This window comes from Rhodopirellula sp. P2 (assembly GCF_028768465.1).
Lineage (GTDB): Bacteria > Planctomycetota > Planctomycetia > Pirellulales > Pirellulaceae > Rhodopirellula.
Map to the genome: position 1 here is coordinate 289,370 of NZ_CP118225.1, position 20,625 is coordinate 309,994.

General features: G+C 57.1%; 16 protein-coding genes. 2 read left to right on the top strand and 14 right to left on the bottom strand.

Features of this window, described 5'->3' with window-relative positions; all coding sequences use genetic code 11:
- Window positions 1-11 precede the first annotated feature (11 nt).
- The 14 genes from PSR62_RS00960 to PSR62_RS01025 all read right to left on the bottom strand — a co-directional run bounded on the left by PSR62_RS00960 (window position 12) and on the right by PSR62_RS01025 (window position 15,533).
- Complete coding sequence (locus PSR62_RS00960) at window positions 12-761, bottom strand: class I SAM-dependent methyltransferase (RefSeq protein ID WP_274405965.1); 750 nt, start codon at window positions 759-761, stop codon at window positions 12-14.
- Window positions 758-1,540, bottom strand: a complete 783-nt coding sequence (locus tag PSR62_RS00965) for an ABC transporter ATP-binding protein (protein ID WP_274405966.1) — start codon at window positions 1,538-1,540, stop codon at window positions 758-760. Before PSR62_RS00965 ends, PSR62_RS00960 begins: the two co-directional genes overlap by 4 nt.
- The gene (locus PSR62_RS00970) at window positions 1,537-2,748 is read right to left on the bottom strand and encodes an ABC transporter permease (protein WP_274405967.1); all 1,212 of its coding nucleotides are present in this window, start codon (window positions 2,746-2,748) and stop codon (window positions 1,537-1,539) included. The genes PSR62_RS00965 and PSR62_RS00970 overlap by 4 nt, the downstream gene beginning before the upstream one ends.
- On the bottom strand, window positions 2,745-3,890 hold the full coding sequence (locus PSR62_RS00975; RefSeq protein ID WP_274405968.1) for an efflux RND transporter periplasmic adaptor subunit: 1,146 nt from the start codon (window positions 3,888-3,890) through the stop codon (window positions 2,745-2,747). The genes PSR62_RS00970 and PSR62_RS00975 overlap by 4 nt, the downstream gene beginning before the upstream one ends.
- Before the next feature lie 244 nt (window positions 3,891-4,134).
- On the bottom strand, window positions 4,135-7,476 hold the full coding sequence (locus tag PSR62_RS00980; protein WP_274405969.1) for an efflux RND transporter permease subunit: 3,342 nt from the start codon (window positions 7,474-7,476) through the stop codon (window positions 4,135-4,137).
- A complete protein-coding gene (locus tag PSR62_RS00985; protein ID WP_274405970.1) occupies window positions 7,469-8,599 on the bottom strand; it encodes an efflux RND transporter periplasmic adaptor subunit in 1,131 nt (376 codons plus the stop codon). Before PSR62_RS00985 ends, PSR62_RS00980 begins: the two co-directional genes overlap by 8 nt.
- Window positions 8,599-9,759 carry an FAD-dependent oxidoreductase gene (locus PSR62_RS00990; protein WP_274405972.1) on the bottom strand — a complete coding sequence of 387 codons (1,161 nt, stop codon included), beginning with the start codon at window positions 9,757-9,759 and terminating at the stop codon, window positions 8,599-8,601. Before PSR62_RS00990 ends, PSR62_RS00985 begins: the two co-directional genes overlap by 1 nt.
- Window positions 9,759-10,301: a rhodanese-like domain-containing protein gene (locus tag PSR62_RS00995; protein ID WP_274405973.1), complete on the bottom strand. Its 543-nt coding sequence runs from the start codon at window positions 10,299-10,301 to the stop codon at window positions 9,759-9,761. Before PSR62_RS00995 ends, PSR62_RS00990 begins: the two co-directional genes overlap by 1 nt.
- Before the next feature lie 50 nt (window positions 10,302-10,351).
- A complete protein-coding gene (locus tag PSR62_RS01000; RefSeq protein WP_274405974.1) occupies window positions 10,352-10,975 on the bottom strand; it encodes a c-type heme family protein in 624 nt (207 codons plus the stop codon).
- A 1-nt stretch (window position 10,976) separates the two neighbouring features.
- Complete coding sequence (locus tag PSR62_RS01005) at window positions 10,977-12,122, bottom strand: DsrE family protein (protein WP_274405975.1); 1,146 nt, start codon at window positions 12,120-12,122, stop codon at window positions 10,977-10,979.
- 136 nt (window positions 12,123-12,258) lie between these two features.
- Window positions 12,259-13,680 (bottom strand): MBL fold metallo-hydrolase, encoded by a 1,422-nt coding sequence (locus tag PSR62_RS01010; RefSeq protein ID WP_274405976.1) that lies wholly within the window; start codon window positions 13,678-13,680, stop codon window positions 12,259-12,261.
- 31 nt (window positions 13,681-13,711) lie between these two features.
- Window positions 13,712-14,536, bottom strand: a complete 825-nt coding sequence (locus PSR62_RS01015) for a sulfite exporter TauE/SafE family protein (protein WP_274405977.1) — start codon at window positions 14,534-14,536, stop codon at window positions 13,712-13,714.
- On the bottom strand, window positions 14,524-15,069 hold the full coding sequence (locus PSR62_RS01020; protein ID WP_274405978.1) for a rhodanese-like domain-containing protein: 546 nt from the start codon (window positions 15,067-15,069) through the stop codon (window positions 14,524-14,526). Before PSR62_RS01020 ends, PSR62_RS01015 begins: the two co-directional genes overlap by 13 nt.
- Before the next feature lie 110 nt (window positions 15,070-15,179).
- Complete coding sequence (locus tag PSR62_RS01025; protein ID WP_274405979.1) at window positions 15,180-15,533, bottom strand: ArsR/SmtB family transcription factor; 354 nt, start codon at window positions 15,531-15,533, stop codon at window positions 15,180-15,182.
- A 343-nt stretch (window positions 15,534-15,876) separates the two neighbouring features.
- Here PSR62_RS01025 and PSR62_RS01030 point away from each other — a divergent pair, with 343 nt between their 5' ends.
- Together PSR62_RS01030 and PSR62_RS01035 are read left to right on the top strand one after the other, a co-directional pair.
- Window positions 15,877-17,412, top strand: a complete 1,536-nt coding sequence (locus PSR62_RS01030; RefSeq protein WP_274405980.1) for an efflux RND transporter periplasmic adaptor subunit — start codon at window positions 15,877-15,879, stop codon at window positions 17,410-17,412.
- Between the two features lie 98 nt (window positions 17,413-17,510).
- Window positions 17,511-20,621: an efflux RND transporter permease subunit gene (locus PSR62_RS01035; protein ID WP_274405981.1), complete on the top strand. Its 3,111-nt coding sequence runs from the start codon at window positions 17,511-17,513 to the stop codon at window positions 20,619-20,621.
- The last annotated feature ends 4 nt before the right edge of the window (window positions 20,622-20,625 follow it).

Here is a 20,625-nt window from a genome sequence, read left to right on the forward strand (position 1 = left end):
CATGAGCGCGACTACTTGGCTGGCTTTGAAAACCGCAACAGATAGTTTTCTTCGAAGGCATCGACTTTGACTTCGTCGGTGAATTCAAAGCCTGCTTCGACGACTTCGCTTTGGAAGACTTCTTTTCCAGCTCGCACATGTCCCATCAAAAATTCGCGTGTCACACCTGGAATTCGATCGAAGTCGATCAGGACCAATCGCCCCCCCGGCTTCAACGCTCGGTAGATGGACGCGAGTGACTGCTGCGGGCTTTCAAAGTGGTGGTAGGTGTCACAGATGAACACCAAATCAACCGATTCGGGTGGCAGACGAATCGACACATCGGTTCCCAACACAGTGGTGAGATTCTCGATGCCGTCCGCGGTCGCTCTGGCGGCGATGTGCTGCAGGAATTTGGGCGAAATGTCGACGCTATAAACCCACCCGTCCCATCCAGTCGTCTTGGCGAATAGACGGCTGTAGAACCCGGTGCCAGCTCCCACATCCGCGATGCGTTCGCCGGGCTTGATCCCACAGGCCTGCAACACTTGCTTGCGAGCCCCATACACCTCGCGGCTTTCGACCTCAAACCGTTCCAGCCATTCGTCGACGTTCAGTTCCGGGTCTTTGAACTTGTCATTGATGCCATCCGGAATGACCGTGGCGGTTCCCTTCGCGTCGGCCGGAGACACGTCCACCGCGATCCCCTTGTCCTGTGCCGTCGCTGTCCATGCCGAGGCGATTGTGAGGCCAAAGAGAACAATCGATAACATTCGTTTCATGAGGAAATTCCCGAGAGAGAGTGGTGTGATTTGGCAATGACGCCGTCTTCCATTTCGTAAGTCGTATCAAACACGTCGAGCGAACGATGGTCGTGAGTGACAACGATAACCGCTGAGCCTTGCTCGTGAGCGACCTTGGCGAACAGTTCCATGACCTGCCGGCCACGATGACCATCCAGCGCCGCAGTTGGTTCGTCCGCCAGGATGACGCTGGGCCGGTTGGCCAGCGAACGGGCCACGGCAACCCGTTGCTGTTGCCCCCCGGACAACATCGAAGGCAAATTGTCGGCTCGATCCGCGACCCCAAGATAGTCCATCAGCTCGAACGCTCGCTTTCGCGAAGCACGCTTGGATTCCCCATTGAGCAGCATCGCGATCTGAACATTTTCAATGGCAGACAGAAACGGAATCAAATTTGATTTTTGAAAAACGTACCCGATGTGTTCCCGGCGAAAAGCACGCAAATTGACGCGGGGCAATTCGCCTTCCAAAACAACCGTCCCACGAATCGCGATCGTCCCAGAGGTCGGCGGGTTGATCAGTCCAATGGCGGTCAAAAAGGTTGACTTGCCGCTGCCGCTGGGGCCCAGCAAGGCGACGACCTCGCCTGCTTGAACCGTCATCGATGCCTCTCGCATCGCCACCACTTCGGTGTTCCCGCTGCCGTATCGCTTGGTCAAAACCGAAGCCACGATGGCAGGTTCCACCGCACCGACTGGGGGCACCGCAGCGACTGGGGCCACCGAATCAACGGGTTCCTTGACGGGCACTTCGCTCATACCAATGCCTCGTTGGGTGAGACTTGCAGGGCCTTCCAAATCCCCATCAGGCTGGAACCGACCGAAATCCCGATCACCACCATGGCAAGCTGAACCAGGTCCGCGTCCGCAAGGATCACGCGACGTGGGAAGTGGGGAAACAGTTGGCTGCCCAACGTGTACGCGATGACGTACCCCACCGCACCGAGCACCAAAGCTTGCTGCAAAATCAATCCGAGGATGACCACGTTGGATGCACCGATCAGTTTCAACAATGCGATCGAGTGAATTTTGTCCAACGTCAGGGTGTACAGAATCAACGCCATGATGATCGCTGCGATCGCGGTCAGCAAAACCCGGAACATCCCGATCTGACGTCGCGCCTTTTCGACCGTCCCGCGCAACAACAATTCCTTTTGGCCATCGCTGGTGAAGACCGAAACATCCCCCCAACCTTCGATGATCGACGCCACCTCCTCCGGCCTCGCGTCAGGCGACAATTTGACCATCACGGCACTCACCTGAGACCGCGCGATCCCGGGAAGCTCTGCCGTCGGCCTCGAGGCATTCTCCAGCAGCGACGGCTGGCCAACCGCTGCCTCAAAGGCTTCACCGCGAGCACGCCGGGCCGCTCGTTCCAAGCGAACCGCTTCGCCTGGATTGTCAAATTGAATCGCCTGCGAGTCGGCGATCGAAAAGAACGCCAGCCCGTCACCGCTGGCACTGATCATGCTCTCGGTGACGCCAACCACGGTGTAGTCGTCCTTTCCCAATCGGACCTGCTCACCCATGCTCATGCCCAGCGAACGATCCGCCACCATTTCATAGTGAGCCTGACGAAGCGAACGTCCCTCCGCCAGCGGCAACCACTCACCACGATCGTTTGGCCAATCCAACCCGAGCACCGCGATTCGCAACGGTTTTCCCAATCGCTCCCGCTGAATGGTGTGATACACAAACTCGCGAGACGACTCGACACCGGGCACGGACGCCACACGATGCACCAGCGTGGGAGGCACGCGAGAGAGTTCGGCAAACGGCCCGCGAGTATCGCGTTGAACCACCCAGATGTCTGCGTCGACACGGTCCACCAACAGCGTGGCGTCCTCGATGATGCCCCGGTAGATCCCGCCCATGCCCATGACGACCATCAACAGCATGCCAATCCCAATGGCCGTCAGAACGAAACGCCCCAAGTTGTGTTGTATGTCCTTGAAGGCCAAGTTCATTGGATGACCACCTTCCGACCATCCGCCAGTGATCCGCTGGGGGAAACCGGCTTCACGATCACTTCTCCCACCTCCAGCCCCTGGATGATCCCGATCGCGTCGGCAGTGTCCGAGCCCAGCGTGACCGCTCGCCAGGTCGCCGTGCTGTTGTCGTCGACAAAGACACCGTCCCGTCCCTCTCGCCGGACCAAGAAGGACTTCGGGACCAACGGGACTTCTTGCGGTTCGGCAACGGTGATGAACGCTTCCGCCCGCTGGCCGACAGCCCAGTTTCGGGGAAGTTCCAACACGCGGACATCGACAATGAACTCACGTGTTTCGCGATCCGCCTCACGCCCCAATCGAGCGACCTCGGCCGAATACGACTGCTCAGGCTCGGACCGAAAGACCACCCGTCCTGCCTGACCTGAATCTAACTTCGACATCTGCGTTTCATCCACCCAGGCGCGAATCCAAAGTTCTTCGGTTGAAATCAACGTCAAGATGGAACTGCCGGGAACCACGACATCCCCCGGTTCTCGGTTTCGTTTGACGATCATTCCGTCAAACGGTGCCACGATGACGGTGTCGCTGAGTCGTGCCTGCTGATACTGCAGGTTCTTCTGAGCTGAAACCAGACCTTTCTGGCCCTCGTTGATCCCCGCCTCTGCCCGCGACACGTCCGCCACAGCGACCCCCAACCCCTCCGCCGATTGATCCAAGTCGCCTTGACTGGTCGCATCCCGCTTGGCGAGTTGCTCAATGCGTTGGTAATTCTTCTCTGCCTGCGTCAGCACCACGGCTGCCCGTTCTTTGTCGGCTTTCAATCGTTCAATCGCCGCCTTGGCCGCTTCCACATTGGCCACCGCGATCGCGACTTGTTGCTCCAGATCACGATTGTCCAACCGAACCAATTCGTCCCCCGCCGAAACCCGGTCCCCTTGATCCGCCAACAACGTTTCGATGCGTCCTGAGATCTTGGGACTGATCGTGGTCGAAACGCGTGCCTCCAGCGTTCCCGTTCCCATCACCTCCTCGACCATGGTGCCGCGTTGCACGGGATGCGGAAGCACTGGAACCGGTTTGAAGCGAAACCAATACACCGCTCCGGCGATGCCAACTGCGACCACCGCCAACTTCAGTAAGGGCAGGAACCGTCTCATGAGTCTTGCCTCTCCTGCGTGACAAATTCAACGGAGGAAACACCGGCTAAAAGACGAATCGCGGCGTTCACGATGCACCGATCATTCCGATCCGAAACCGGACACAGAAGCTTCACTGTTTTGTCTTCCACGCTCACAAAACGAGCTTGGTCAAATCCCAGTCGCCTCAGCGATTGGTTGACCCGTTCACGGAGCCGGGAATCTGCTTCACTGAGTGCTTGAGAGGGAGTGTTTTGCATGTCGTTCATTTCGCAATGGCCTTCGGTTGGTAAAGCAACCAGTAGGCTGCGGGAATAACGATCAGCGTGAAGCCGGTCGATGTAAGGATGCCGAAAATAATAGCCCACGCGAGCCCCGAGAACACCGGATCCAGCGTGATCACCCAGTTGGCCAGCAGCGTGGTGCCTGCAGTCAACAAAATGGGCCGCGTGCGGACGGCGACGCTGCGGATGATCGATTCTCGCAGGTCATGACCTTCGTTTTCAGCCAGATGAATGAAGTCAATCAGGACGACCGAGTTGCGAACCACGATGCCAGCCAGCGCGATCATTCCGATCATCGCCGTGGCGGTGAAGAACACGGGATTGGGGTGCCCACCGATGGGTTGGTCCATGATCCAATTCAACAACCAAAAACCAGGCAGGATCCCAATCATGGACAGCGGAATCGCGGTCATGATCAACACAGGCAACAACCGCGAACCGGTCTGAAACATCAAGATCACAAAGATCCCCAACAACGCGGCCGCGAAGGCGAGCCCCAGATCACGAAAGACATCCAACGTGATGTCCCATTCCCCTTCCCCCGACCAGACCACGCTGTAACCACTGGGAACCGACCAGGGCACGCCACCACCGATTGAGAGCCAGGAACGTTGGTCCAGCGGAATGGGCGTGACAGTGGGCGTGTCCGCGTGTTCCGGATCGCGTACTTGCCCCACCCCAGTCGGCTGATCCACACGGTCAAATTCGATGTCCATGATCGCATCCGCAGGTGGTCGACCAGCCACTTCGGCATAGACATACACGACCCGTCGCAGGTTCTTGTGATAAATCGTTTTGTCTTCCACTGTTTCGCGAAACTTGCCCAACGAACCCAACTGGACAATTTCTCCGCTGCTGCCTCGCACATAGATTTCTTCCAAGTCATCCAGCGCTGAGCGACGTTCCCGTGGCAGTCTCAACTCCACCCACAACGGTTCAACTTCGTCAGGCAAGTGCAGCACCGTTGCTTTGCTCCCGCTCAACACCGCTTCGACCGTGTCAGCGATTGTTTGGGTGGAGATTCCAGACAGAGCTGCTTTGGGTTTGTCCGTCTCAAACACAAACCGGACTTGATCGTCTTCTGCACTGACGTCCAAGTCCACCAGTCCCGGTTCCGATTTCAGACGCGTTTTGACGTGCCGTGCAAACGCAATCTGATTTGCGTAGTTGCCCTCCGGTGGACCGTAGACCTCCGCCACAATCGACGACAACACAGGCGGTCCGGGTGGCACCTCGACCAACTTCACATTCGCGTTCATCGAAGCCGCCAAGCGATCGATGTCGTCGCGAATTCGGAGAATCAATTCATGGGACTGCTGAACTCGATGATCTTTGTCGATCAAGTTGACACGGATGTCGGCGACATGGTTTCCTTGCCGAAGAAAATAGTGTCGCACCAACCCGTTGAAATCGATCGGCGAACTGAGTCCCACAAACACTTCGTAGTCACGAACTTCTGACAACCCGCCGAGGTAGCTTCCCAACCGGCGAGCCACCGCGTCGGTGCGTTCCAGGGTCGTGCCTTCAGGCATGTCGATGACAAGCTGGAATTCATTCTTGTTGTCATACGGCAGCATCTTCACGGGGACCTTGCGGAACACCGGCAGCAGCATCGCGGCGATCAACATCACACCGATGGCCAACAAAACGCCGGTCGCCATCCAACGCCCTGTCAAGATCGGCGACAAAACCCATCGCGAAAGGCGGTAAAGAGGTGTGGTGGTGACGTCGTATTCATTTGCGTGATGCGAGTCATCCAGCTGTTTCAATGAGACCATGGCCAACCAGGGCGTGATCACGAACGCCACCAACGTGGAGATCGTCACCGTCAGCGGCACGTTCAACGCCATCGGCCCCATGTACGGTCCCATCATGCCCGTGATGAATGCCAGCGGCAAAAAACTCGCAATGATCGCCAGCGTGGACAGCAGCAACGCGGGACGCACCTCCTGAACGGCTCGCAAAACAGATTGGCGAGGCGGCAAAATCTTCATCGCGTAATACCTGGCGATGTTCTCGACATCCGTGATCGGGTCGTCCACCAACAGCCCCAGTGCCAGGATCAACGCAAACATCGTGACCCGGTTGATCGAGTATCCCACCATCAAGTTGATGAACAGCGTCAAGCTGTAACAAACAGGGATTGCCAAGGCGATCACGAGCGCCGGACGCCACCCCATCGTCAACCCAATCAAGCCAATGACGGTCAACACCGCCACCACCAACCCTTCGACCAGTTCGTTGACCTTGTCGTTCGCCGTTTCCCCGTAGTCGCGAGTGACGCGGTACTTCACACCGGCAGGAAGATGGGATTGGGAAAGCGTTTCCATCTTGGTATGCACCGCATCGGCAACATGCACCGCGTTGCTGCCTTTGCGTTTGGCAACCGAAAGATTGACTGCCGGAAACACGGATGCATCAGCCGCGGCATGCTCTGGGTCTGCGGGACCAAAACCAATCCAGCTGTAGCTTTCCGACTCGGCGGGGCCATCGATCACCGTCGCCACGTTTTTCAAGTGCACAGGGCGGTTCCCGTTGACACCGACGACCATCTCGCTCAGTTCGTCCACGTTGCGAAAAAACGTGCCAGTCTCGACATGGAACGACTGGTTCTGTTGTTCGAACTGACCGTTGCGACGCGTCACGTTGCTGACTCGCATGGCCGCCGCGACGTCCAGCGGCGAGACCTGATGCGCCGCCAATCGCTGCGCGTCCAATTGAACATTGATGCGTCGAGGCCGTCCCCCGATCACGTCCACTCGGTTGGTATTGGGAATCGCCTGCAACTCATGCTGCAGTTCCTCGGCAATCCGTCGCAGTTCATGATCGCCATAACGTTCCGGTTGCTCGGACCACAGCGTCGCGATCACAATCGGCACATCATCGACTTCGATCGGTTTGATCACCCAAGCATCGACCGATGGTGGAATCAAATCCGTGGAAGAATTGATTTTGTTGTAAAGCTTGACCAGCGAGTCTTCCCGATCTTCGCCGACGAAGAACCGCACCGTCACGATGCATGAACCGGGGCTGGACATCGAATAGACGTACTCCACCCCATCGATTTGATAAAGCAGTTTTTCAATTCGATCGGTGACCTGGCGTTCCACTTCCGCAGCGGAAAGCCCCGGTGCGGAAACCATCACATCGGCCATCGGCACAACGATTTGGGGTTCTTCCTCACGAGGTGTCAGGATCAGCGAAGCAGCTCCCAGCATCAACGACACCACGATCAACATGATCGCGACATCACCACGCAGGAAAACCTCAACAATCCGAGTCAGCAGGGGCGAACCATCCGATTCAACAACGGGGTCACTCATGATCGCGTGCTCCTTCCGGCGTCACCGTTGCACCCTCGGGATGCAGCACCACTCGCTCCCCAACATCCACACCACTGAGCACCTCTTTCCGCCCAGGCATTCCGAGACTGCCACTTTGAATCAAGCGACGCTCCACAACTCCATCGGGCAGAACCACATCAACAAACTCCAGTTGCCCGATGCGAACCACGGCATCCGTGTTCAAACAGAGATGCCGGCGGGTTCCCGATGGAATCAACAATCGGCCGAACATCCCTTCATAGAGGTCCTCTGATTTCGGCAGGCTGGCTTTCACCAAGAAAGATCGGCTGGGCGCGTCCGCCTGAGGAACAATCTCATCCACCGTGGCTCGAAAGACACGATTGAGGGCATCCACTTTGACATCCAGTTCGTCACCGGCACGCAGCTTCACTGCCAGATGTTCCATCACAGGAGCCTCCAGTCGCAACGAGGTCTCGTCGTAGAGCGTCAAGATCGGCTGGCCAGGCTGAGCGATGTCGCCGGGTTCAGCACTGCGATCAACAATCCGCCCGCTCTTGGCCGCGGTCACCGTCGCATACGAAAGCATCACTTCCGCTTCACGAACCGCTTGCATCGCCTTCGCCTCCTCGGCAATGGTCACCTGCACATCGCGACTGGCGTTGTCAAAGTCCGATCGCGACGCGGCGTTCTGCTGCTGCAATAACTTCACTCGGTTGAAATGCTTTTCCGCTTGCTCTCGGTTCGCTGTGGCCGCTTCCAATCCGCGTTTGGCTTGTGCCAAACGACTTTGGTATTCCTTGTCATCCAAACGAATCAGCGTTTGTCCTTTCTCGACCTGATCACCGGCCCCGACCGTGATCTCTTCGATCGTGGCCATCAACTTGGCCGACACGATTGTCCGACTGGACGCCTTCAGCGTTCCGATCGCTTCCTCAATCGTTTGCTTCTCGACTTCGTGAACCGTGTCCGTTGGTTGGTCGCCGAGTTTCGCATCCGCTGGAGCCTTCCACCCCGGTTCGACCTTTTCCTCCAACATCCCTGACAACCACGCGATCGTGCCCAACAAGGCAACCATCGCGACGCCTGCCACCATCAGTTTTGAAAGCTTCGAGAACACCTTTTGGAATGCTTGCCCGCTCATCAGTTTGCCTCCTGGTTGGATGAATCGACGCGACGGTCAACTTGAAATTCAGAAACGAATCGCTTGTCGATCCATGTTTTGAGATGCCAACACCAACGGCGATGGGCCGTGATGCAGCCATACTGCAGAAGTGCCTTGCCGTCACCGGTGTTCAGCAACTTCAAGAAGTCACTTTGGGGGTCGAATGCGTTCATGGAACCGCCCAACAAGAATGCTCGAAGATTGTGCCACAAAACCGGGCACTGCCTGACGGCATACACGCCCGCTTTGGGAACCGGGGATTCCACGATCGTCCCCGAATCACCGACCGCGAAAACACGCGGGTCCGTCAGCGACTGAAGCGTTTTCGATGTCGCGATGAACCCTCGGTCGTCGGTCTGCAAATTCAATTGTTTGAGCACTGGTGGCGCCGCTGCCCCCGTGGCCCAGATCACGACCTCGGCATCGTACCGGCTGCCGTCTTCGGTTTCCAAGAATTTATCGCCAACGTGGGTGACGCGTTGCCCGGTCGTGACCCGCACGCCTCGCGACGCCAGAATCCGCTGGATGCGTCTGACACTCCGCTGAGTCATGCCTTCGGCAACAGAGTCACTGCTGGTGAAGATTTCGACCGAAACCTGGCGACTCAGCTGTTGTCTCTCACAGTGCTGCAACAGACACAAGGCGATTTCGACACTGGCAACCCCACCACCAACAATCGCGACTTTCGACGCCTGCTTCGTATCCGCTTGGGTCGTTTCCAGGCGTTGGTTCAACCGAGTCAAAAAAGTCTGCATCGGTTTGATCGGGACCAGCGACGCCGCTGCTGCGTGCATTTCCCATCCGGCAGGCATCGAACCAACGCCAATCGACAATGCATCAAACGGGATTGCATCATGGTCGGCAAACAGCACCTTCCCCGCTTTCAAATCCAGTCCGTTTGTTTCCGCCAAAATCAATTTGGCACCAGCCCGCTGGCACAGCGCATCCAAGTCAATTCGCATCTCGTCGTCATTGAACTGGCCTCCCAAGGTTCCCGGCAACATCCCCGAGTAGGTCGCGGTTGCGAACTTGCTGATGCACGTCAGCTCACAGCCTTCGATGGGATTGGTTTCCCATTGCCGAACGATGTGAGCATTCGTGTGACCGATGCCCAGCAGAACGAGGTTCTTGGGAATCATCACTCCGTCACTTGCTCGTACTTGGATGGGATTTTGTACCGATCGCTGTAGGTGTGCACTCGGTTGGTCGGCTCACCCTTGAGGGTGACCAACGGCAATCCGGCATCCACCCATTTCAGAATGCTGCCCTTGTAGTTTTTGACCTTCACTCCTTTGCCCAGCAACTGCTTGGCGTAGGCACCACTGCGACCTCCAACGGTGCAGTAAGCAATCACGAGTCGGCCGCGGTACTTGGCCGCATCCTTCTCATACATCTCTTTGGTGATCGCACCAGGGATCACGGACACCCGAGTCTCCTTGTCCGAACGCACATCCACCACAACAAATCCCGGATCGGAAACCTCCGAACCGTTCTGTTTCGCTTGGTCCTCTTGCTTCTTCTGGTTGGCAAGCAACTGACGCACCGTCTGCGTGTCGATGGTTTCCACTTTGGGTCCACCAAAGAGCCCGCCAAACTGAGCGGAGACGGTCTGGCAATGAATTGACATCAACACCAAAACAGCCATGAAACCAAAGAGCGGTCGAATGGATGCAATCATCATGTGAAACTTTGTTTGAAAGAGACTTGTGTGAATGAGAACGGAATGGATCATCAAATGGCTGGTGTCTCGACCCAAAACCATCCTCGCAATTCGCCTTCGCGAAATCCGGTGGCTTGGTCGTTGGGATAGAGCTTTGCGAGTTGGTCGCTGATCACGGGAGCGATCTGCTCGGTCGGGCCATGACACATCAAACATTGCGACTGCAACCGGATGGGCAACAACGCCGCCGCATGTCCGTTGGTCAGCGACACGAACTGAGGCGTGTTGACTTTGGCTTCGGTCATGGATTTCGCCCATAACGGTGGCAGGTTTTTGGCATTCCGCAGTCGGACCCCAGTTCGTCCAATCTTCACTCCGTGTTGGTCACCGACTTCCGTCGCAATTTGGTTGGCTTCCTTTTGGCACACTGCGATGGCACCGGCCGGACCTTGGGATCCCATGGCTTCCATCAATCGTCCCGACAGCTTTTGAAACAACGCGTCTTTGGCCTGGAGCATCGTTTGCTTCTGTTCTTCGGAAGGCATTTCGCCTTCGACGATCGAGACCGCCGACGCGTCCGGCTCCGATGCGTCCTCTGTCTTCGCTGGCGTGTTTTTTTGACAGCCGACATTCATCAGCAAAACCAGTCCTGCAACAGCCAGGACTCCGCTTGCTGCGATCCATTGAATTCTCATCTCAGTTCCCCATGGGTAAATAGGCGTAGCCGTCCGCCTGCAAATTCACAACGGCGGTGAGGGCGGAGACAGCGGTCTCCACGAACACCACCACGTCCTCCGGATCAGCTCCCTTGGAAATCAAGGTTTGGCCGCAGACGTACATTTCCACGTTCGCCTCGTGCAATTGTTGCAGCAACTTGAGATTTGGATTCTCCGTTGTTCCAAACGTCTTTGCATAGGCCTCGGGATTCAGCACCGCAAGCGTTGCTGCCCCGTGAAAGACAATCGCGATCTCGGCGTCGGCAGGTTCGGCACCACCGCCCGCGTAGATGTTCAGGTACTTGGCGATGTTTTCGATCGCACTGTTCAGTTCCCCGGGAGCGGCACCACGAGTGACATCCACCAACAACTTCGTGCCGCTTCGAGGCTGCATCGCGGCATCGGGCAACTGCACGACCGCTCCATGTCCCGCAATCACGGGATGAGCTGGCGTGAGCTTCTTGACCGGAGCATCCGTTGGCACCGGGTGGTTCTTCATCGCTTCGGCAAACCCATGTTCGACAAACCCCGAGACCGCTTTCGCGTGAGCCTGGATCAACTTGGCTACATAGGGATCGTCCGAGGTTTCGGTCACCTTCACTCCCTTTTCAGTGTCCTCATGGACCATTTTGATCCTGTCGGTGTGTTGAAAGATCTCGGCAAACAACGGGTCCCGCATGCGAATCGGATTTGACTCCTCGATTCGATATTCCATCCATTCCACATGCTCTTTGATCTTGTCAGCGATCTCCGGCACATTCGATTCCGTCAACGTTTCCACACCATTGGGAAGGTCCCTGACCGTCCGTGTGATCTGTTTGTGGTTTTGCAACAGATACTGGAAGACTTCACGATCCGCATCGTGCCGATCATCGTGCCCGTGCTGACCTCCGGCTTGTCCATCGTGCCCCGAAGTCGGCCCGTTGTCGCCAGTTTGCCGCCCCGCCCCCATGCCTCGTCCCATCCCGCGGCCCATCCCACGACCGCGGCCCATTCCCTGGCCTGGACCTTGCCCGCGGCCCATCCCAGGACCGTTTCCGTTGCCGGGACCGTTTTGTGACCACACGGGTCCCGCCAACATGGCACCCAGACAACCAACGACAAAGAGATGGATGAAGCGTTTCATAAGGTCACCTGGTTTTGAATTTTGAAAGAACGTTTGGAGGGTGTGCACCGGCGACTCATCAGAATCGTGGACACTTTTGGTGGTCAAGACTTGTCATGCGAGACTGGTCTGCATTCCTGTTCCATGGCCGGGTTGATCAAGTGCAGCAGGGCTGTCCTTTCACGCTGGGCAGACCAGCTGATTTCCATGCTGTGTAGCCGCCCGTCAGGTTGACCACATTTTTGATTCCGGCGGCCTGCAAGACACTGACGCCGATCGCGGAGCGGCCACCACTTCGGCACTGCACCACAATCTTTTGGTCCCCAGAAAGATCACGCAGGTTGTCGGGCAAGCGTCCAAGAAAACGATGTTCCGCTTGTTCGATGTGCCCTTCGTTCCACTCTTCGCTCGAACGAACGTCGATCAACTTGACCTCCCCGGCCTCGATCGCCGCCGATAAATCCGCGGGAGTCCCCGTTGCATACACTTCCGTCGCAAGTCCTGAGGAACGGACTTGCTCAGCGTCAAAGCCACCGACGATGTTCTCCACTCCGATCTTGTGCAGAACCCGAGCGGCTTCTTCGAGCTGCTCGGGTTTGCAAATCAAATGCGTCGGCTTGTCGTAGTCGACCAGCCAGCCGGCCCAAGCCGCCAGCATACCAAGCGGAATGTTGATCGACCCTGGCACGTGCCCCTTGGCGAATTCCGCTGAGGCGGTCAGATCCACGACGGTTCCTGATTTCACAGCGTCCGCCAACTGGCCCAGATCCAACATCGAATGATGATGCCCGGCACCCAAAATTCGGGGGCCTTCCTTGTTGACTCGTTTCATGACAGCGAAGTACTTGGGTGCCTCCGGCTGATCCGCCAGAATGTACCGGACGAACTCTTCCTCATCGGTGAACTGCAACGCTGGATTGAAACGTTTCTCGTAACCGACGGTTGAAGATGGGATCGCCCCCAGGCCCTTGCCGCAAGCACTTCCCGCCCCATGAGCGGGCCAGACTTGCAAGTATTCCGGCAGTGCTTTGAAACGCTCTGCCGAACGGAACAAATCTCGGGCCCCGGGCTCGGCGGTGCCGGCAATCCCGGCGGCTTCTTCCAGCAGATCGGGCCGCCCGATGGAACCCACAAAGACGAAATCACCGGTGAAGATGCCCATGGGTTCGTCTGCCCCACCGCCTTGATCCGTCAGCACAAACGAAATGCTCTCGGGCGTGTGCCCCGGCGTGTGCAAGACATCAAACTTGATCTTGCCGAGCATGAAGTGATCACCGCCATGGACGAGTTGGTGATCATACGGTTCCAGATACAGGTACTTCCAATCGGCGGGTCCCTCGTCCGATACATACAGTTTGGCACCGACGCGATCGGCCAATTCCCGTGCCCCGGAAACGTAGTCTGCATGAATGTGCGTCTCCGCGACCGCGGTGATTTTCAGCCCTTCGCGATCCGCCATTTCAATGTACTGATCGATGTCACGTCCCGGATCAACGACGAGAGCTTCCTGGGCTCTCTGACACCCAACGAGGTAAGAAGCGTGCGCGAGTTTTTGGTCGTAGAAGTACTTGAGCAACATGATTCGATTCCCCTGTGAAAGTAAACGAGCTTTACAAAACCAGTGATTTAAAAATGACAAACGTGGCGACCAAGACGACCGCGACAGCAAATGTCTTTTGTAGTGTGGGCCCCTTCAGACGCTTGGCGACAATCCCGCCCAACCACATGCCTGCGAAACCTCCGACCATGAATTGCAACGTTGTCTCCAGCGACAGTTCATTCCCGTTGGCCAGATGCGACGCCACACCGCTGACACTGACCAACACGATCACAAACAAGGACGTCGCAACCGCTTGGTGAATCGCCATCCCACTGAACAACACCAGTGCGGGAACGATGACAAAGCCACCTCCGACGCCAAACATGCCTGACAACACACCGGTCATCAGCCCAACCAAAATCAGCAACCTTGCGCACTTGGAAGTCAAACGCAACTTCCCGTCTTCGTCCCTCTGACAGGCGCTGCGATCACGTCCCGGCAACGTTTCCGTGTTGCAAACACCACTCGGCAGACTGGGATTCTTGGTCTTGGCCCACATCCGCTGAGCGACGACCAACATCAACACCGCAAACATCACCAGCAGTGCTTGCTCGGGAATCAGCGTCGAAAGATACGATCCAAACGGCGCGCCGATCATGCCCGCCACCGCGAACAGCACCCCCGTTCGCAATTCCACTTCCCCTCGCACCAACCGCGGCACCGCACCGAATAGAGCGGTGCCGCCCACGGAGGCCAGGGAAATTCCGACTGCCTCTCGCGGCGCCACTGCCAGCCCGTAGACCAGCAAGGGCACTGCAAAAACTCCGCCGCCCCCGCCGGTCAAACCCAGCGCGAAACCAACAATGCAGCCGAAGAGAATTGCTAGACCGAACATGACCCCGATTCTCCACATCGGTTCCAGGGCATCTTGGACAGCATCATGCCCATGCCACATGTGTCAGTGATCCCGGCGAACATCAGCCCCGCGCCGATGAAGGCGGAGAGTCCCATGAAGTACGGATGCACGAAGTAACCGAGCACCGCCCCCAGTAACGCCAAAAAACCAGCCAAGATGCGGACCTGACGTTCCAAGGAAACGGCCTTCTTTCCTCGCACCACTGGCAATCCGGCCTGCGTCCAAGCCGTCGTCCCGCCTTCCACGTTCACGATGTTTTCAATGCCAGCGTCCAAGAACTTCTGGACCGCTTTGCTGGACCGGTTGCCGCTGCGGCAAATGACATAGATCGCTTTTTCCGAGTCGCTTCTGAGTGACTCCGCCACCGCTTTGGGATCGAGAGAATCCAGCGGCACGTTGACCGCACCCTCGACATGGACCTCGCGGTATTCGGTTGGCATCCGAACGTCGATCAATTCAATGACGCCGTTGGCTTGCTTGTCGGCGAGTTGTTTCACATCAATTGTTTGCATCAGAAACTCCGGCGGCTCGTTGTGCTGAAATGAGAAAAAGTTCTTTAGTTCGTAATGTCTCTATTCGACGAGGTATCGTCGTAAAAAAACGGTTTGGGACCGTGAATGGTTCAAGGATCGGTCGCATCAGAAGGCAGAAAACGGCCTTCAATGCAAGCCATCAATTCTTCCAGGTGAGGCTCGGCGACGCTGTAGTAAACCCGTCGCCCTTCGCGTTCGCTGGTTAAAAAACCACACCGCTGCAACAACCGAAGATGCTCCGATCCCACGTTGTCTTGAATGCCACAATCCGCGGCCAGTTCACCCACGGTGTAGCGACCGTGCTGCAAAAGCTGCACGATCCTCAGTCGGACAGGGTGAGCCAACGTCCTCAAGCATTCCGCTGCGTCCGCAAAATCCCCGACTTGGCCGGGCGGCTTGCTCAGCGTTTTGGAAGGCTTCTGCTGGGTTGTTTTGGTTGCCATGGTTTCTCCCTCAGGTATTCAATCATCATATCGTCACCTCACGAGGTGTCAAGCCATCTTTTCCTCGGGAATTTGCCGAGTGGACTCGGTGGTCGCTTCGTCGATGCCGGCCTAACAGTCCCCTTCTGCCACCATTTCGAGGCATCCAGCGGTGGACAGAATCTGTCCACCGGTGTGGTGAATGTCTTTCCGTCGCCGCCGCATGCAAACGATGGCCAACCTTCGAAAAGCTCTGAATCACTGGGAAAACAGCTCTTTCCGAGCGTTGGCACAACTCGTGCTAATCCCTCGTGTGAATCAGGACGGACGCCCATCGCCCCCACCAACATCCATTGCCAAACCGATGACAGTCACCAACACTTCGACGTCCCCTTCCTCGACCGGAGAACCCGCTGCGGATCTCGCCGGTACCAAGACAGGCGCGGTCGCGTCGGCGCTCAAGGGCCTGCCGACCTTGTTGGTGCTGGTGGTGATGGGTGGCGGTTGGATGGTGATGCATCAAATCAACTCGGGTGGCAGCCGCACCGAAGAGATCGTCGAGACCGCCGAAGCCCCCACCTCCAGCGACACGTTGGTGTTGCCCGCCGGCAAACTCCAGGTCGCGAAAATCGAGACTGTCATCGCGCAGCCTCAGAACATTCAACATGTTCACACGGTGCCGGGCCGACTGCGGTACGACCAAACCAAGCATGTTGATGTGAAGGCACCGATGGATGGCATCTTGGCAGAGTTGGTTGTAACACCTGGCGAGCACGTGAATGCCGGCGATCTGATCGCGGTCCTTCGCAGTCCCGAAATCGGTCAGGCGCGAGCCGAAATCTTGAAGCGGAAGAAAGAACGTGACATCGCTGAGCAGATCCTGCAGCGAGAACTGACGCTGGCAAAGAATCTGCAACAAGTCTCCAGCATGCTCGACCAAGGTCAGTCCGTCGATGCGATTGAGCAGGCATTCTCCAATCGTGCCCTGGGGGCTTATCGCCAAGACATCTTGTCGGCCTATTCCAAAATGCTGCTGGCCGACGAACTGCTCGCGAAACTTCGCCCGCTGGTTGCCTCCGGTTCGGTTTCCGGCCGGACGGTTCGAGAACGAGAGGGCGAACGCCAACTGGCTGAGACCGCGTTCCGAACCGCTCGCGATCAAGCCTCGTTCGAGATCGAGCAGTCCAAAATGAAAGCCGAAGCGAATGTGGCCGAAGCGAATCGGCAACTGAACCTGGCTTGGCAATCGCTGGAAACGTTGCTGGGATACAAGGAAGACAAAAACACGGTCAACCTCAGCAACGAAGAAGCCCTTTCGCGATTGGAGGTCCGAGCGCCATTCGGCGGCAGCGTCGAGTCGCAAGGCTTTGCCAACAACGAACGCGTGATGCGCGGCGATGCACTGATTGTGCTTGCCAACACCGACTCCCTTTCCGTCGAAGCCAGCATCCGAGAAAGCGATTGGTCCGTTGTGAATTTGCAACCCGGTGCGGAAGTGTCGGTCATGGTGCCAGCGCTCGATCAACGCGTTTTCCCTGCCAAGGTGCGGTACTTCGGACGCGAAGTTCAGGCCGACACCAATTCCGTTCCCCTGGTCGCACGCATCGAAAACAACGAAGGCTTGTTGCGACCGGGCATGTTCGTCCGAGTCACCGTCCCAATTGGCGAACTGCGCCAAGCATTGTCGATCAAACCGGAATCGCTTCTCCAACACGAAAACGAACAGTTTGTCTTCCTCGACCTGGGCAACGGATCATTTCAACGGGTGAACGTTTCCACGGGCCAAGCCTCCGACGACTGGGTGGAGGTCACCAGCGGACTGTCGCCGGGCCAGTCGGTGGTCACCAAGGGTGCATTTTTATTGAAGTCGGAGTTGCTGCTTCAAGGGGAAGGCGAATAGCGATCTTGCTCGCCCGCTTCTTTTCCGCAGTCCCCCATCCCCTCACTCCACGGCGTTGATAGTCCATTCAGCGTCTCAGCAACTCGGACGACTTCACCATGCTCACGAAGATCATTGAACTCTCGCTCGTCAACCGCGGGCTCGTCATCATCCTGACGATGCTGATGGCGGCGGCAGGGGTGTACTCGGCGTTGAATCTGCCGATCGATGCCGTCCCCGACATGACCAACGTGCAAGTTCAGGTGGTGACTGACGCTGGTTCCTTGTCTCCCGTCGAAGTGGAACGCTACGTCACTTATCCGGTGGAGAACACGATGGGCGGCCTGCCCGATGTGGAAGAACTCCGCAGCGTTTCCAAGTTCGGCATTTCCGTTGTCACGATCGTGTTCCAAGAAGGAACCGATATCTACCACGCTCGCCAACTCGTGACCGAACGACTCGGCGATGCCGCCGCCGACATTCCGCCCGGGTACGGCACGCCAACGGTTGGTCCCCTGACGACGGCGCTCGGCGAAATCTTGCAGTTTGAAGTTCGCAGCGACCGCCACTCACCGATGGAACTGCGGACGATGTTGGAATGGGAGATTTCCCCCAAACTGCGTCAGGTTCCCGGTGTCACCGAAATCAACACGCACGGGGGTTACTACAAAACATTCGAAGTCCAACCGGATCCCGATCGAATGACCAGCTATGGGATCCCGATGGAGTTGCTCTTCCAACGGTTGCAAGCCAACAACAACACCTCCGGCGGCGGCTACGTCATCCATCACGGCGAACAACGATTCATTCGCGGCGTCTCGTTGCTGGAAAACGAAGCCGACATTGAAAGCGTGGTCATTCGGCGGGAACCGGACGGGAACCCCATTCTGCTTGGTGACATCGCGACGGTCAGCATCGAACCGATGACGCGACAAGGTGCCGTGACCCGCGATGGACGCGGCGAAGTGGTGACGGGGTTGGTGATGATGTTGATTGGCGAAAACTCACGTGAAGTGGTGGAACTCGCCAAAGAACGCCTGCAAGAGATCGAAATCACGCTGCCCAAGGGAGTGCATCTCGAGGTCACTTATGACCGTGCGGCTCTGATCGGTCGGACCCTCAAAACAGTCCTGACCAACCTGACCGAAGGCGGCATGCTGGTGATTGTGGTGTTGCTGCTGATGCTTGGCAATTTGAGAGCCGGGATCATCGTGGCGCTCGCGATTCCTTTGTCCATGCTGTTCGCCACCAACGTCATGGCCTACACCGGCGTCACGGCCAGTTTGATGAGCCTGGGTGCGATCGACTTTGGACTGATCGTCGACAGCAGCGTGATCATGGTCGAGAACTGCATCCGCAAACTCTCCCACGACAACGGCGACGCCAAACACGAGGACGTGATTCGCGACGCCGCAGTCGAAGTTCGCAAGCCGACAATGTTTGGCGAACTGATCATTGCGGTGGTGTTCCTGCCGATCCTGTTGCTGGAGGGCACGGAAGGCAAACTGTTCCGCCCGATGGCTTTGACGGTGCTGTTCGCACTGGGCGGTTCCATGATCCTGTCTCTGTCATTCATGCCCGCCATGGCCTCCATCTTTTTGCCCAAGAAGATGAAAGAAGAAGATGTCCTCTTGGTGCGAATCGTCAAATTCTTTTACGAACCGTTGGTCACTCGAGCGATCAAGCATCCCTTTGTCACGGTTGCCATCGCACTGACCGTGTTCGCACTCAGTCTGCCGATGGGCCGTCACTTGGGAGCCGAATTCATGCCCCGGCTCGAAGAGGGCGACCTGCTGGTTGAGGCCTTGCGGTTGCCAAGTGCGACACTGGAAGGTTCGATCGAAATGTCGACCCAAATTGAGAACATCCTCAAAGAGTATCCGGAAGTGGAAACGGTGTTTTCCAAAACGGGACGTCCCGAGATCGCCAACGATGTGATGGGTGTTCACCAAACCGATGTTTGGGTCCTGTTGAAACCGGTGCACGATTGGCCGGAACAAAAGACACGCGACGAACTGATTGAACAGATGTCCGATGAACTCAATGCAAACGTCCCCGGCGTCGCATTTGGGTTCACGCAACCGATCGAAATGCGAGTCGACGAACTGGTTGCTGGCGTCAAAGCCGATGTGGCCGTTTTGCTCTACGGCGATGACATGGAAGTGCTCGGTGAGAAAGGCAAAGAGATCGAAGCGGTGTTGCGTTCCATTCCGGGTGCGGTGGATGTCAAAGCAGACTACCAAGCCAACCTTTCCACCCTGACGATCAAAACCAAACCTCAGGCCCTGGCCCAATACGGCATTGATGCCCAAACCGTGTTGGACGTCGTCTCCTCACTGGGTGGACATCAAGTCGGTCAAGTCTTCGAAGGACGCGCGCGGTACCCGATCATGGTTCGTGTTCCGCAGCAGTGGCGAGAGAACCTGTCCTTGCTTGAGCAGGTTCCCGTTGCGGACTCCAACGGAAAATCGGTCCCACTGAAGGAGCTGACCGACATTCGTTTGGAAGAAACCCCGCCCACGATTGAACACGAAGGCAACCGCCGACGAACGTTCATCTCGGCCAACGTTCGGGGACGCGATGTCGCCACCTTTGTTACCGAAGCACAAACCGCGGTTGCGGAACAAGTTGAATTCGCTCCGGGATACGAAGTGCGGTGGGGCGGTGACTTTGAAAACCTGCAATCCGCCAGCAAACGACTGGCGATCATCACGCCGATCGTGCTGATGATCATCATGCTGTTGTTGCACACCAGCCTTGGTTCGATGCGATTGGCGCTGCTGATCTTCCTGGCCGTTCCCATGGCGGCTTCCGGCGGAATCATTGCATTGTATCTTCGCGAAATGCCGTTCAGCATTTCCGCCGGCGTCGGGTTCATCGCCTTGTTTGGCGTCGCGGTGCTCAATGGTTTGGTGTGGGTGAGTGCGGCGGAGCATTCCCGCAAATCCGGGATGCCACTGCAAGACGTCAGTCACGACACCGCTCTGGTTCGCTTGCGTCCGGTCTTGATGACGGCACTCGTGGCCAGCCTGGGGTTCTTGCCGATGGCCCTTTCGACCAGTGATGGTGCCGAGATGCAGCGTCCTTTGGCGACCGTTGTGATCGGTGGTCTGATCACCTCAACGTTGCTGACCTCGCTGGTGATCCCCACGATTTACCCTTGGTTTGCCCGTGGTCTGGATGACGTGAAGCTCACCCGTCACAACGAGGCTGGCCCCATGTTGAGTTAAGCCC

Excerpts from the sequence above, each read along its gene's own strand:
- PSR62_RS00970 (WP_274405967.1), bottom strand. The coding sequence starts at position 2,748 with ATGAACTTGGCCTTCAAGGACATACAACACAACTTGGGGCGTTTCGTT.
- PSR62_RS00995 (WP_274405973.1), bottom strand. The coding sequence starts at position 10,301 with ATGATGATTGCATCCATTCGACCGCTCTTTGGTTTCATGGCTGTTTTG.
- PSR62_RS00985 (WP_274405970.1), bottom strand. The coding sequence starts at position 8,599 with ATGAGCGGGCAAGCATTCCAAAAGGTGTTCTCGAAGCTTTCAAAACTG.
- PSR62_RS01030 (WP_274405980.1), top strand. The coding sequence starts at position 15,877 with ATGACAGTCACCAACACTTCGACGTCCCCTTCCTCGACCGGAGAACCC.
- PSR62_RS00960 (WP_274405965.1), bottom strand. The coding sequence starts at position 761 with ATGAAACGAATGTTATCGATTGTTCTCTTTGGCCTCACAATCGCCTCG.
- PSR62_RS01015 (WP_274405977.1), bottom strand. The coding sequence starts at position 14,536 with ATGTTCGGTCTAGCAATTCTCTTCGGCTGCATTGTTGGTTTCGCGCTG.
- PSR62_RS00965 (WP_274405966.1), bottom strand. The coding sequence starts at position 1,540 with ATGAGCGAAGTGCCCGTCAAGGAACCCGTTGATTCGGTGGCCCCAGTC.
- PSR62_RS01010 (WP_274405976.1), bottom strand. The coding sequence starts at position 13,680 with ATGTTGCTCAAGTACTTCTACGACCAAAAACTCGCGCACGCTTCTTAC.
- PSR62_RS00975 (WP_274405968.1), bottom strand. The coding sequence starts at position 3,890 with ATGAGACGGTTCCTGCCCTTACTGAAGTTGGCGGTGGTCGCAGTTGGC.
- PSR62_RS01025 (WP_274405979.1), bottom strand. The coding sequence starts at position 15,533 with ATGGCAACCAAAACAACCCAGCAGAAGCCTTCCAAAACGCTGAGCAAG.
- PSR62_RS00980 (WP_274405969.1), bottom strand. The coding sequence starts at position 7,476 with ATGAGTGACCCCGTTGTTGAATCGGATGGTTCGCCCCTGCTGACTCGG.
- PSR62_RS01005 (WP_274405975.1), bottom strand. The coding sequence starts at position 12,122 with ATGAAACGCTTCATCCATCTCTTTGTCGTTGGTTGTCTGGGTGCCATG.
- PSR62_RS01000 (WP_274405974.1), bottom strand. The coding sequence starts at position 10,975 with ATGAGAATTCAATGGATCGCAGCAAGCGGAGTCCTGGCTGTTGCAGGA.
- PSR62_RS01035 (WP_274405981.1), top strand. The coding sequence starts at position 17,511 with ATGCTCACGAAGATCATTGAACTCTCGCTCGTCAACCGCGGGCTCGTC.
- PSR62_RS00990 (WP_274405972.1), bottom strand. The coding sequence starts at position 9,759 with ATGATTCCCAAGAACCTCGTTCTGCTGGGCATCGGTCACACGAATGCT.
- PSR62_RS01020 (WP_274405978.1), bottom strand. The coding sequence starts at position 15,069 with ATGCAAACAATTGATGTGAAACAACTCGCCGACAAGCAAGCCAACGGC.